Source organism: Bradyrhizobium sp. AUGA SZCCT0177 (assembly GCF_018130125.1).
Classification (GTDB): Bacteria; Pseudomonadota; Alphaproteobacteria; order Rhizobiales; family Xanthobacteraceae; genus Bradyrhizobium.
In genome coordinates, this window is record NZ_JAFCMA010000026.1 from 87,048 (window position 1) to 99,870 (window position 12,823).

A 12,823-nucleotide genomic window follows, 5' to 3' on the forward strand; every position below is an offset into this window, starting at 1 on the left:
AAGGGACTGGTTAACAGTGAGCAGCAAAGCCTTCTGCGATGCGGTAAACCGTGCCATACAAGACCCCATCAAGGTACCATCGCAGGACTGATCCAAAGGACCGCCAACGTGACGCTTGCCCATCAGCCGCCGCAGATCGCCCACGCCAATGGCATCGACATTTGCTACGAAAGCTTCGGCGATCCCGGCGCGGAACCGCTGCTGCTGATCATGGGTCTCGGCGCCCAGATGATCCATTGGGACGATGATTTCTGCCGCCAGCTTGCCGCGCGCGGTTTTCGCGTCATCCGTTTCGACAACCGCGACATCGGCAAATCCTCCCGCATGACCGGCGGCAAGCGTCTGACCGCGCTCGAACTGCTCAAGCTGAAATTCCTGAAGATCCCGGTCGCCGCGCCCTACAGACTGATCGACATGGCCAAGGATACGGTCGGCCTGATGGACGTGCTCGGCATCAAGTCGGCGCATCTGGTCGGCGCATCGATGGGCGGCATGATCGCGCAGGAAGTCGCGATCTCGTTTCCGGCACGGGTGCGCTCGCTGACCTCGATCATGTCGACGACGGGCAATCCCAAGGTGCCGGGGCCGACACGGGAAGCCGCCGCCATGCTGATGGCGCCGCCGCCCGCGACCAAGGAAGAGTATTTCGAACGCTTTGCAAAAACCTGGAAAATCTTGCGCGTCGGCTCGTTTCCGGAAGACGAAGCGCTCGACCGCTCGCGCGCCGAACGCACCTATGAACGCGGCCTCAACCCGGCCGGCGTCGGCCGCCAGCTGCGCGCGGTGCTCGCCTCCGGCAGCCGCAAGCAACGGCTCAGTGCCGTGAAGGCGCCGACGCTGGTCATCCACGGCACCGTCGACCCCCTGGTGCGGCCCGAGGGCGGCAAGGATACCGCGGCCTCTGTGCCAGGCGCGAAGCTTGTGATGATCGACGGCATGGGCCACGCGTTGCCGATCCCGATGTGGCCGCAGATCATCGATGCCATCGACAAGCACGCCCATGGTGCGGCGGCGAAGGCGGCTTGATCAGGTTACTTCGAGGTGACTTCGTGAGTATCGGGTGCCCTCTTACGGCCGGCGGGGTCGAGTACTATAGACGGCACACCGATATCGTCAGATGGAGCCCGATCATGGATCTCTTTTTTCGGCCACGCATCGCCCTGGCCACCGTCGTCCTGTTCGCCCTCGCCTCTCCGAGCGCCTGGGCCGCCTCCGCGGCGCAGCAGGAAGCCAACAGAAAAGCGGTGCTCGACTTCTATGAGAAGGGGCTAAACCAGAAAGATGCCGACGGCGCGATCGCCTATATGGGCGATCGCTATGTCCAGCACAATCCGAATGCCGCTGACGGTCCCGAGGGCTTCCGCAAGTTCATTGGATTCCTGCGCGAGAAATTCCCGAACTCCCGCAGCGAGATCAAGCGTTCGTTCGTGGACGGCGATTACGTCATCCTGCATGTCCACGCCATTCGCGAGCCCGGCACGAGGGGGAGCGCGATCATCGACGTCTTCAAGCTCGAGAACGGCAAGATCGTCGAGCATTGGGACGTCGTCCAGCCGATCCCCGAGAATCCGGCGAACAGCAACACGATGTTCTGAGGCATCGTCCGGGCATCATCGACCGATACGCGGAGCAGCGTGACGCACTACGTGCGTGTTGCGATCCAGATGACATGGCGCGCGCCGCCGCCTCTTCCGGTGGCGCGCACGGCAACCTCATTCACATCGAAACCGGCGGCACGCAGCCGCTTTGAGAACGGCGCGTTGGGTCCGGACGACCAGACGGCCAGGACGCCGCCGGGACGAAGCGCGGTATGTGCCGCGCCCAATCCGGCTGAACTGTAGAGCCCATCATTGGCCTTGCGGGTCAGGCCTTCCGGGCCGTTGTCGACGTCGAGCAGAATCGCATCGAATTTCGATCGGCTGGATCGAATAATCTCGGTGACGTCCACTTCCTGAATGCTGACGCGCGTATCGTTCAGGCTGCCGCCAACAACCTCCGCCATCGGACCTCGCCCCCAGGCGACGACGGCCGGCACCAGTTCAGCCACCACGATCCGCGCCCCGGCGCCGAGCACCGCAAGCGCAGCCCGCAACGTAAAGCCCATGCCCAATCCGCCGATCAGCAGATGCGGCTTCTTGTTCGCTTCCAGCTTCTTGACCGCAAGGGTGGCGAGCGCGGCTTCGGAACCACTGAGGCGGCTGTTCATCAGCTCGTTGGTGCCGAGCATGATGGAAAACTCGGCGCCGCGCTTCATCAGGCGCAGTTCCGCGTCGGTGCCGGGCACACGCGCGGTATCGATTTTTTCCCAGGGAATCATGTGGGGGTTCTAGCACACGATTATAAATTGCTGTCGTCCCGGACAAGCGAAGCGCGATCCGGGACCCATAGCCACAGGCGGCAATTGTCGCGCTAGGCTGGAGCCACAGCGAGTTCCAGCAACACACATTCGTGGTTATGGGTCCCGGCGTTCGCCGGGACGACGGATGAAAAACTATCCGCCCGCCCACACATCCAGCACGTAGCGGTTCCTGGCGCCGAGATCGTCGATCCAGCGCAGGCCTGCTGCTTCGTCCGCGCCGGTGCGTTCGCGATAGATCGACACCAGCGCGGCCTTGACGTCCGGCTCCATCTTGCCGCCGTCGCCGCAGACATAGACGATCGCGCCCTTCTCGATCAGGTTCCACACCTGATCCTTTTGCGCCGCGACCAGATGCTGCACATAAGTCTTCGGCCCGTCGGCGCGCGAGAACGCGGTGTGCAGTTCGGCGATGCCGTTGGCGGAGAACGCCTTCAGTTCTTCGGCGTAGAGAAAGTCCTGCTCGGGATGGCGGCAGCCGAAGAACAGCATCGCCGCGCCTAAGCTCGCGCCCTTGGCCTTGCGGTCGGCGCGCTCCTGCAGGAAGCCGCGGAATGGCGCCAGCCCCGTGCCGGGTCCGATCATGATGATCGGCACCGACGCATCGTCCGGCAGGCGGAAGCCCGCCTTGGTTTCGCGCACCGTGGCATGGATGGTGTCGCCGGCGCGGCGGCCGGCGAGATAGTTCGAGCAAACGCCCTTGTAGACGCCGCGGCCCGAACTCGCAGGCGCTTCGACCACGCCGACGGTGACGCTGCAGCGCGAAGCATCGCCCGCCGGTGACGACGAGATCGAATAATAGCGCGGCGCCAGCAGCGACAGCATTTCGAGATAAGCATGGAACGGCAGCTCGCAGGCCGGATATTCCTCCAGCAGGTCGAACACCGATTTACGTTTCGCCAGTACATCATTGCGATAGAGCTCGGTCGAGGTGGCGTCATCGCCGACATAGGCCAGCAGCTTCGGCTTGGTCATCGGACAACGCGTGTTTTCCGACATGATCTGGATCTGCTTGCGGGTCGCGATCTGCTGCAATTCGACGAACTCGGTCAGCAAACGCCCGACCGACACGGCGTCGCCGGTCGGCAGTTGCGCACGGCGGCCTTCGGCGACCGCGAGCCGGATCTGATCGGCGGGCAGGAAGCCGAAACGGCGCGCGACGGAATCGACCAGCGCCGGATCGTTGCGCGGCACCACGCTGAGGTGATCGCCGACGCGATAGGAAGCGCCCGGTGGCAGTTGCACTTCGATATGCCGCGTCGAGCGGTCGGACGGATTGGCGCCGGCCTTGTTCTGCAGCTCGGAATTGACCTGCACTTTCATCGGGGAAACGCCGCCCTGCGCCACGATCACGTTGACGGCGGTCGGCGCCACCGGCTCGATCGTGTAGAGCGGCGCGTCGTCCGCGCTGCGGGTGAAGGTCGACGCGAGGCCGAACTCCTTGGTTGCTGCGGCTGCGGCGGCGGCAAACCATTTTTCGAACTGGCCGTCGAGATCGCTGCGGGCATCGCCCTCGCCGCGCCCATGGACGCTGCGCGCGCCGTGCGCGGCCAATTGCTCGTCGATGGCACGAGGCACCGACTGATAGGTCGCCGCCCAGTCGCTGTTGCCGCAGCCGAACACCGCGTAGCGGACTTTGGCCAGCGCATCCTTGGGCAAGCCGCTGTCCAGCCATTTGACGAATTGCGTGGCGTTGTCGGGGGCGGCGCCATTATAGGAGGCGCAGAAGATCAGGACGCCGCCCTGCTCGGGCAGCTTGCCGACGTAGTCATCGAGGGCGCCGAGTTTGGTCGAAAATCCGTTGACCTCGGCGAGATCGGCAACGCGGGTGGCGAGTTCTTCGGCGGTGCCGAGGTTGGAACCGTAGAGCACGAGCAGCGGCGTGTTGTGGCCGGGGCGGTTGCGGGCTGGTGCTGCGGCTGTGTTCGAGGCCGCCACCGCTGCAGCGGCGCGACCAGCGAACGCGCCGCGCTCCTTGTCGGCACGCGGGCGCACCTTGATCTTGAAGCCGTCCGGCTTGATCGTCAGCGTCTCTTTCAAATGCATCTGGTAGCGGTTGACGTCGATCAGCTTGAAGCGTTGCAGGATCATGCCGATCGCCAGCGCCGCCTCGTGCATCGCAAAGCCGCGCCCGATACAGGCGCGCTGGCCGTTGCCGAACGGTTTCCAGGCGTTGACCGGGCGCTTGGCCTCGGCCTCGCGGCTGAAATTCTCCGGATCGAACGCGTCAGGGTTCGGGCCCCACACGCTGGGATCGCGGTGCAGCGCCATGACGAGCACGGTGACGAAGGTGTTTTTCTTCAGCTTGTATTTGCCGCCGATGGTCTCGTCCTGGAGCGGGGCGATGCCATAGGCCGGCGCCGGCGGCCACAGCCGCAGCGCCTCCTTCAGAATCTGCGTGATGTAGGTCAGCTGCGTGACCTGCTGATAGGTCGGCCGCGCGTCGACATCGGGACCGAGCACGCGGTCGACTTCCTCATAGGCCTTCTTCAGCACGTCGGGATGCTTGAGCAACGCATAGAGCGTGCAGGACAAGAGGCCGCTGGTGGTCTCATGGCCCGCGATCAGGAAGGTGTTGATCTGGTAGCGGATGTTGACGTCGTCGAGCTGCTCGCCGGTGGCGCGGTCGACGCCGGTCATCATGGCGCCGAGCATGTCCTTCTTGCCCTCTGCAGCTTCCGCGTTGCCGCGGCGCTCGGCGATGATCTCGTCGACCATCTTGTTCATGAAGGCGACGTCCAGCGCCAGATCCTTGCGGCGCTTCTGCAGCCACAGGCCTTCCAGCGGGATGCCGCGGGTCATCATGATGGTCTCGAGCGAGCGCACCAGCGATTCCACGAACGGATGATAGTCGCGGCGATAGAACGAGTTGAAACGGTAGTCGAAGCCGCAGAGGCCGATGGTGTCGAGCGTCAGCGCGGTCATGTCATGGACGACGTCGATTTCCTCGTCGCCGTTCAGCCGCTCCCATTTTTTCACCAGCTGCTCGGCGATGTCGACCATGCTCGGATGATAGGACGTCATCGCGCGGTTGCCGAACGGCTGCAGCAGGATGTTGTGCGCCTTGCTCCAGTTCGGCTCTGACGTGTCGGCGGTGAAAAGACCGTCGCCGCCGACCGCGCGCACCCGGCGCAGCGAGCCGCGCACCGCCTTGTCGAAGCGCTTCTCGTCGGACAGTTCATCGATGAGATCGTGGCCCGACACGATCACCAGCGGCGCACCCATCATGTCGAGCCAGAAGATCGGCCCGAGCTCCTTGGTCAGCCGCACCAGATGCTGAACGGGCGCGTTCGGATCCAGCGACAGCATGTTGCCGACAACGGGTTTCTTCGGCGGATGCGGAATCGGACTGAGTTTGTTCGGTGACGCCATTGTCGAATTGTCTCCTGCCTTGGTCCGATTCTTTGTATCAGCCCGTCATTGTATCAGCTCGTCATTGCGAGCGAAGCGAAGCAATCCATCTCGCCTTGAAAAGAAAGAATGGATTGCTTCGTCGCTTCGCTCCCTTGCACAAACGCTTCGCGTTTGTTGCATGCAATGACGATAAGGTAATTTATGCTCTAGCCAAACCGCTTCCTGCGCCATTCGATCAGTTTGGCGCTGACCTCGTCCGGCTTTTCCTGTTGCGTCCAATGGCCGCTGTCGCGCACCAGATATTTTTCGAGATCGGGAACGATCTTTTCCATGCCGTCAGCCGACGACGGCGGCAGCACATGGTCGTTCTCGGCCATGATCATCAGCGCCGGTACTTTCACCGTGTGATCGATCGCGGCCGAACGCTGCCAGTTGCGCGACATGTTGCGGTACCAGTTGATGCCGCCCGTGAAACCTGACTTCGTGAACGTATCGACGAACACCTTCTTCTCTTCCGGCGACAGGATTGGTGTGCGCGGATCATGCTTGGCATCGTAACCCGCAATCATCTGCGGAAACGCCAAATTGAGTCGCGGTGAAGCACCGACGCCGGCAACTACCTGATCGGCGGGCGTGTCGGCGGGCCGCGGCACCGGCTTGCGCATGAAGGCGTCAAACGTCTGCTCGACCCGGCTGCCGAAGATCCTGTCGGGCTCGCGGGCCGGATTCTGGAACTGCACGATGTACATGCTGTCGCCGAACCGTTTGCGGAACAGCTCGATCGGATCGGCCGGCGGGCGATCGTGATGCGGCGTGTTGATGCCGACCACGCCGGCAACGCGGTCGATGTGGCGGAGCGGCATCTGCCAGATGATGAAGCCGCCCCAGTCGTGGCCGACGAAGATCGCCTTGTCGATCTTGAGATGGTCCATCAGGCCGACGAGATCGCCGGTCAGGTGCTCGATGTCATAGGCCTCGACCGGCTCGGGCCGGTCGGTCGAACCATAGCCGCGCTGATCCGGCGCGATCACCCGGATCCCGGCCTCGCTTAGCGCCTTGATCTGGTGACGCCAGGAGAACGCGATCTCCGGCCAGCCGTGGCACAGTATGACCGGCGGCTTGTCGGTCTTCGGCCCGGCCTCGTAGTAACCCATGCGAATGCCGTTCGTCTCGGCGAACTGCAGCGGCGGCATTTCAATCATTGCAAAACCCTATTCAGCCGCGCTGGTCATCTTGGACGGCGGCGGCGCATAGGCCGCCTCCAGCGCTTCAAATTCCAGCGGAAGCATGTCGCACAAGACCTGGACATGCGGGATGATGTTGGCGCCGGCGATGAAGCCGAAATCGAGCTGGTCGCGATAGCTCTGCACGGTGATGTTGAGCGCCAGCCCGTGGGTCGAGATCGACACCGGGAAGATGTGCAGCAACTCCGCGCCGGCCGCATAGAGCGTCTGCCGCGGCCCCGGCACGTTGGACACGGTGATGTTCGCCGCCGGCGGCAGCACGTTCGAGAGGTCGGAACGGCTGTAGAGCAGCGCCAGGATCTGCACCACGATCGGCGCGCCCAGCATCGAGATGTTGGACACCTGCGGCATCAGGGCCCGCAGCGGGTGCGACATTTCCTTGGACTTGGTGGATTGCGCGATGATCGCCTCCAGCCGCCCCTTGGGATCTTCGACGTTGGTGGCGATCGAGCAGATCATGCCGAACACCTGGTTGTTGGCCTCGGTGTTGCCTTCCTCGCGCAGCGAAATCGGCACCGCCGCCGTCAGCGACTTGGTCGGCAGCGCGCCCTGCTGCAGCAGATAGCGCCGCACCACGCCGGAGGACAGCGCCAGCACGACGTCGTTGAGCTTGCCGCCGGAGGCTTTCGCCACCGCCTTGGCCCGCGACAGCGAGATCGAGGTGCCGGCAAAGCTGCGCTCCGACGAGATCGCCTTGTTCAGGATGGTCGGCGGCGAAACCATGCTGGCGATGCTGTCGCGCGACTTCGGATCGGAAATCTTGCCGACCACTTCGGAAACGCTCTTAAGCATCGTCGGCACGCTGGCGGCGAATTTCACCGCGCTCTCGATCTGGAACATGGCGTTGTCGAACAGGATCGATCCGAGATCGCTCTTGCCCGAACGCGGCAATTCCAGGCTCTTCGGCGCGGTGGAGGAATCGAACGGCTGGCGCCAGAGCTGCTGATAGGAATCGATCAGGTTGGCGGCGATATCGCGCGGCTCCTGCGCGACTCTGCGCGCGGTCGGCGGCTCGACCTGGCGCGGCACCGGCGTCAGATCGTAGATCATGTTGGTCAGCGCCGCACCGGCGCCGCCGTCGATGCAGGCGTGGTGCATCTTGGAATAAAGCCCGATCTCGTTGTCCTTCATGCCCTCGAAGACATAGAACTCCCAGAGTGGGCGGGCGCGGTTGAGCAGCTTGGCATGCATCCAGCCGACGATGCGCTCCAGCGTCGCGCGGTCGTAGGGGGCCGGCAGGCTGCCGCGGAAAATGTGGCGGTCGATGTCGAACTGGTCGTCCTCGACCCAGGACGGATGATCGATGTCGAGCGGCGCCTTTTCCAGGCGCGCTTTCAGGATCGGCGCAAGATGCAGCCGCGAGCCGATCATCGCCTTGAACTCTTCGAAGAAGTTGCCGTTGTAATTCTCGGGCAGGCGGAAGATCGCCATGCTTCCGACATGCATCGGCATTTCCGGCGTTTCCAGATACAGAAACGACGCGTCCATCGAGGACAGTTTCTTGGCGTCAGTCATGTTTTCCTCCCGCAGAGATCACGCGACGCCTTGATGGCGCTTCTGGCGTTCAGATGGTCCTGAATACGGGGGTTGGGTGTCCCCGGTCTTCAACGACATTGGTCAGGATAGTGCATTTTCCGGGGCCCCATATGCAATGGCAAACGGCCCCGATCGGTCAAATTGCTTAAATTCGCCTTCCGGCTGCGCCAGGCGGTCGGCCACCGCCCACAAGGCGGCCGGGTTGACGCCAAGGCCGATATGGCTTGCGAGATGCACCTCGATATTTTCGGCCTTGCTGGAGGGGCGCAGCAGGCTGGTACGCCAGTTCACGATGCCATCGGTGCGGGAATAGATCGAGGTCGCGGGCACCGGCAGGTCGCCGGCGATCGCTTCCCGGATCTCTGGATTGTCGTTGATGCCTTCCCCCGACAGCGCTTCGTACAGTCGCGTCGCATTGGTCGCGGTGATGTCGTTGGCGAACGGGCTGCCGAGCGTGATCACCGATCGCACCAGGTCCGGCAGTTGCAGCGCGAGATCGCGTGCGTAGATGCCGCCGAGACTCCAGCCAATGATGCTGACCTTTCGTCCCGCGGTCTCGTGGATTCGCCTGACGAGGTCGCGTAACGCACCGCGCTTGCTGGCGACGCCGCCGAAATTCCGGCCCATGTTCCAGGCATAGGTGTCGTAGCCGAGCTCTTTCAGGTAGCGCCGCATCGGCGCCATCGACAGGTCGCTGGCGAGAAATCCCGGCAGCGTCAGCACCGGATGACCGTCGCCCTTCGGGGCGCGCATCAACAGCGGCGACAGCAGCAGACTCGAATTCAGTTCGAACACGCTTCTGGCTTCGGCGAGCATCAGGAACAGGCTCGGCGGACGAAGCTTGCGTTCTGCCGCCGGCGAGTCCTCCGCGACGGCCACTATTTCTTGTCCTTCTTGGCCATGCCGCCGAGACCGGCCATGGTCACGAACATGTCCTGAAAGCGTTCAGCGATCTTGGGGTCGAAGGTGAACCAGGACTGCATCAGCGATTCCGGCGAGACCTTGTCGATGTTGGCCATCATCTGCTGCTGCAACTTGTCCATGACCGCGGTCTGCATCGGCTGAACGTCCGGAAGTCCAAAAAACTGCCGGGCCTCGAGCGGCGTGCAATCAATTTCGACGTTTACCTTCATGGCCGCTCCTTCATTAATGGCTTGCCGCAGTATCACCGTGACTGGCTGAGTCACGCAAGGACAAGACCGTCTTCCCGGGCCCCCATTCGCCCCCTATGGTCAACCAAAACGTTCGACAGCAAAAGGGGTAGTATCGGCAAACGGGGTCCCGCCGGTCATCATTTCCGCCAGCAGCCGGCCGGTTGCGGGTCCGAGCGTCAAGCCGTGGTGCTGGTGACCGAAATCGAACCACAAACCGGGATGGCGGGGCGCCTTCCCGATCACCGGCAGCATATCCGGCAAACAGGGCCGCGCCCCCTTCCATGGCTGGGCGTCGACCGGCTCCCCCAGGGGAAACAACTTATGCGCCTTTGGCATGGCCCGTTCGACCTGGACCGGGGTCGGCGGCGCATCGCGGCGGGCCATCTCGGCGCCGGTGGTCAGGCGAATGCCGCGGTTCATCGGCGCCAGCAGAAAGCCCTGATCGGTGTCCAGCACGGGATGATTGAGCACGGCGTTGCCGCGCGGCGCCAGATGGATGTGATAGCCGCGCTTGACGTTGAGCGGGATCGAATAGCCGAGCGGGGCGAAGATCTGATCGGACCACGGCCCCATCGCGACGACCACTTCGCGCGCGGTGATTGAGCCTTTCTGGGTTGCGACGCGCCAGCGCGCACCGGATTGTTCGAGCGTTCGCGCATCGCCGACCAGGAACCGGCCGCCCTTGCGGCCGAACAGCGCCGCATAGGCCTTGGTGAGGCCGCCGGGATCGGGGACAAAACCGGGATCGGGAAAATGCACCGCGCCGGCGAAATCGCCGGTCAAATTCGGCTCGCGCGCCGCGATAGCAGATGCGTCGAGGATGTCGCCCGCGACGCCATATTGCTTGGCGCGTTCGAGTTCCTTCACCGCTTTCGCCAGCGTCGCATCGGAACGATAGAGCTTGATCCAGCCGGTCCGGCGCAACAGCTCCGGCACATCGGCTTCCGCGATCAACGCCTCATGCTCGACCAGGCTGCGCTGGATCAGCGGCAGTTCGGCCATTGCACTGTGCAGCGCACGCTCCGGCGAAGACGCCAGGAAGTAACGCATCAGCCAGGGCAGGAAGGACGGCAGATCGGCGAAATGATAACGCAACTGCGGCGTACGGTTGGTCGCATATTGCAGGATCTGGCGCAGATCGCGGGGAAACATGTAGGGAAAGACCGACGCGCATTCGATCAGTCCGCCATTGCCATAGCTGGTCTCCTCGCCGGCAAGTTCGTGCCGGTCGATCAGGACCGTATCGCGGCCCTTTTTCTGCAGGTGCAGGGCAGCGCCGACGCCGACCATGCCCGCCCCCAACACAAGAACGTCAGCCTTCAGTTCCGCCACCCGGCACTCCGAAAGTTTAATGTAACGCGGTCTCGCGCTCAGCTTAAGGTGAAGCTAGTCGTTGCCGCATCGCGGCGCAAACCGGTTCGCTGAACGAGATCGCGCTTGCGCGGCGGCTGGACTTTGGCAACATGGATCGGCAATATCCGCCGTTATTGCGGAATTGGGCTGATCAAAGCGGGGAAATCGAACAAATGTCGTTACGTCAGAGTTTGCTTGCAGCGGCTACGGTTACAATGCTCGGCTTTGCGGTTGCGCCGGCATCGGCCCAGACCCTGCGCTACGCCAACCAGGGCGACCTCAAATCGCTGGATCCGTATACGCTGAACGAAAGCACCACGCATGCGCATCTAGGGCAGGTCTATGAAGGCTTGATTGCGCGCGACAAGGACCTCAAGATCATTCCGGGGCTGGCCGAACGCTGGGAAACCCCGGAGCCGACCCGCTGGCGCTTTCATTTGCGCAAGGGTGTCAAGTTCCAGAACGGCGACCCCTTCACCGCCGACGACGTGGTGTTCTCGGCCGACCGCGCTCGCGCCAAGGGTTCGAACGTACAGGCCCGCGTGGCCGCCGACGTAAAGGTCGTCAAGGTTGACGACAACACCGTCGATTTCATCCTGACCTCGCCCAATCCCATTCTGCACTACCAGTGGGATACCTGGTACATCATGGACAAGAAGTGGGCCGAGGCGAACAACGCCACGGCGCCGACGCCGGCCGCAGCGACGACGCCGAGCTTCGCCTCGCTCAATGCCAACGGCACCGGCGCCTTCACCGTCGAGAGCCATCAACCCGGCGTCAAGACCGTGTTCAAGGCGAACCCGAACTGGTGGCGCAAGCCCGAGCACAATCTCAAGGAAATCGTCTTCACGCCGATCGGGTCCGACGCCACGCGCGTCGCTGCCCTGCTGTCGGGCGAAGTCGACATCATGGAGCCGGTTCCGACCCAGGACATCGGCCGCGTCGATTCCACCCCGACCACCCAGGTGATGAAGGGGCCTGAGCTGCGCACCATCTTCCTCGGCATGGACCAGGCCCGCGACGAATTGCTGTATTCGAACATCAAGGGCAAGAATCCATTCAAGGACATCAAGGTCCGCGAAGCCTTCTTCAAGGCGATCGATATCGAACTGATCAAGACCCGCGTGATGCGTGGGCTCTCGACGCCCTCGGCCCTGATGATTGCGCCGCAACTGTTTCCGCTTTCCAAGGACTTTACCCGCCCGAAATTCGATCCCGACGGCGCCAAGAAGCTCTTGACGGAAGCGGGCTATCCCGACGGTTTCCAGGTCACGATGGATTGCCCCAACGACCGCTATGTCAACGACGCCGCGATCTGCCAGGCGGTGGTCGGCATGCTGGCGCGCATTGGCGTCAAGGTCGATCTGCTGGCGCAGCCCAAGGCGCAGTATTTCGCCAAGATCCTGAAACCCGGCGGCTACCAGTCATCGTTCTATCTGCTCGGCTGGACGCCCGGCACGTCGGACTCGCACAATGTGCTCTATGACATCATGGGCTGCCGCGACGACCCGAAATCCTCACGCGGCGAAGCCAACGTTTCCGGCTACTGCAACAAGAAGATGGACGAGATCACCGACAAGGTGCTGGTCGAACCTGATCCTGCCAAGCGCGATCAGCTGATCAAGGAAGCGTTCGAGATCGCGGCGAAGGATTACGCCTACATCCCGCTGCATCAGCAGGCCCTGGCCTGGGGCGTGTCGAAAAAACTCAAAGTGGTGCAGCGCGCCGACAACCAGGTCCTGCCCTACTGGATGGTCAAAGAACCGTAGGCAGGCCCAACGACCCAGGTCCCGGTGGCTTCACGCCCCGGGACTTTTCGTTTCCGG

Annotated in this window: 10 protein-coding genes; 3 read left to right on the plus strand and 7 right to left on the minus strand. The window is 63.0% G+C overall.

Annotated features, from left to right (window positions below; translation table 11 throughout):
- Positions 1 to 108: 108 nt before the first annotated feature.
- Entirely contained in the window at positions 109 to 1,026 is a 918-nt protein-coding gene (locus tag JQ597_RS27045) for an alpha/beta fold hydrolase (protein ID WP_212268427.1), read from the plus strand.
- Between the two features lie 104 nt (positions 1,027 to 1,130).
- Positions 1,131 to 1,595, plus strand: coding sequence for a nuclear transport factor 2 family protein (locus JQ597_RS27050; RefSeq protein WP_212268429.1), 465 nt, complete (start codon positions 1,131 to 1,133; stop codon positions 1,593 to 1,595).
- A 47-nt stretch (positions 1,596 to 1,642) separates the two neighbouring features.
- Here the strand turns inward: JQ597_RS27050 and JQ597_RS27055 are convergent, their stop codons facing one another.
- From JQ597_RS27055 to JQ597_RS27085, 7 genes are all read right to left on the minus strand, one after another.
- Positions 1,643 to 2,317 (minus strand): spermidine synthase family protein, encoded by a 675-nt coding sequence (locus JQ597_RS27055; RefSeq protein WP_212268431.1) that lies wholly within the window; start codon positions 2,315 to 2,317, stop codon positions 1,643 to 1,645.
- 174 nt (positions 2,318 to 2,491) lie between these two features.
- Positions 2,492 to 5,728: a bifunctional cytochrome P450/NADPH--P450 reductase gene (locus JQ597_RS27060; RefSeq protein ID WP_212268433.1), complete on the minus strand. Its 3,237-nt coding sequence runs from the start codon at positions 5,726 to 5,728 to the stop codon at positions 2,492 to 2,494.
- Between the two features lie 188 nt (positions 5,729 to 5,916).
- Entirely contained in the window at positions 5,917 to 6,912 is a 996-nt protein-coding gene (locus JQ597_RS27065) for an alpha/beta fold hydrolase (RefSeq protein ID WP_212268435.1), read from the minus strand.
- A 9-nt stretch (positions 6,913 to 6,921) separates the two neighbouring features.
- On the minus strand, positions 6,922 to 8,469 hold the full coding sequence (locus tag JQ597_RS27070; RefSeq protein WP_212268437.1) for a WS/DGAT/MGAT family O-acyltransferase: 1,548 nt from the start codon (positions 8,467 to 8,469) through the stop codon (positions 6,922 to 6,924).
- Between the two features lie 102 nt (positions 8,470 to 8,571).
- The gene (locus tag JQ597_RS27075; RefSeq protein WP_212268439.1) at positions 8,572 to 9,369 is read right to left on the minus strand and encodes an esterase/lipase family protein; all 798 of its coding nucleotides are present in this window, start codon (positions 9,367 to 9,369) and stop codon (positions 8,572 to 8,574) included.
- Positions 9,369 to 9,623 carry a DUF6489 family protein gene (locus tag JQ597_RS27080; RefSeq protein WP_209843454.1) on the minus strand — a complete coding sequence of 85 codons (255 nt, stop codon included), beginning with the start codon at positions 9,621 to 9,623 and terminating at the stop codon, positions 9,369 to 9,371. The genes JQ597_RS27075 and JQ597_RS27080 overlap by 1 nt, the downstream gene beginning before the upstream one ends.
- Before the next feature lie 99 nt (positions 9,624 to 9,722).
- Positions 9,723 to 10,976: an NAD(P)/FAD-dependent oxidoreductase gene (locus tag JQ597_RS27085; RefSeq protein ID WP_212268441.1), complete on the minus strand. Its 1,254-nt coding sequence runs from the start codon at positions 10,974 to 10,976 to the stop codon at positions 9,723 to 9,725.
- A gap of 194 nt (positions 10,977 to 11,170) precedes the next feature.
- On the opposite strand from JQ597_RS27085, the gene JQ597_RS27090 reads away from it, so the two are divergent.
- Positions 11,171 to 12,766 (plus strand): ABC transporter substrate-binding protein, encoded by a 1,596-nt coding sequence (locus tag JQ597_RS27090; protein ID WP_212268442.1) that lies wholly within the window; start codon positions 11,171 to 11,173, stop codon positions 12,764 to 12,766.
- Positions 12,767 to 12,823 lie beyond the last annotated feature (57 nt).

Excerpts from the sequence above, each read along its gene's own strand:
- JQ597_RS27050 (WP_212268429.1), top strand. The coding sequence starts at position 1,131 with ATGGATCTCTTTTTTCGGCCACGCATCGCCCTGGCCACCGTCGTCCTG.
- JQ597_RS27055 (WP_212268431.1), bottom strand. The coding sequence starts at position 2,317 with ATGATTCCCTGGGAAAAAATCGATACCGCGCGTGTGCCCGGCACCGAC.
- JQ597_RS27060 (WP_212268433.1), bottom strand. The coding sequence starts at position 5,728 with ATGGCGTCACCGAACAAACTCAGTCCGATTCCGCATCCGCCGAAGAAA.
- JQ597_RS27065 (WP_212268435.1), bottom strand. The coding sequence starts at position 6,912 with ATGATTGAAATGCCGCCGCTGCAGTTCGCCGAGACGAACGGCATTCGC.
- JQ597_RS27070 (WP_212268437.1), bottom strand. The coding sequence starts at position 8,469 with ATGACTGACGCCAAGAAACTGTCCTCGATGGACGCGTCGTTTCTGTAT.
- JQ597_RS27080 (WP_209843454.1), bottom strand. The coding sequence starts at position 9,623 with ATGAAGGTAAACGTCGAAATTGATTGCACGCCGCTCGAGGCCCGGCAG.
- JQ597_RS27090 (WP_212268442.1), top strand. The coding sequence starts at position 11,171 with ATGTCGTTACGTCAGAGTTTGCTTGCAGCGGCTACGGTTACAATGCTC.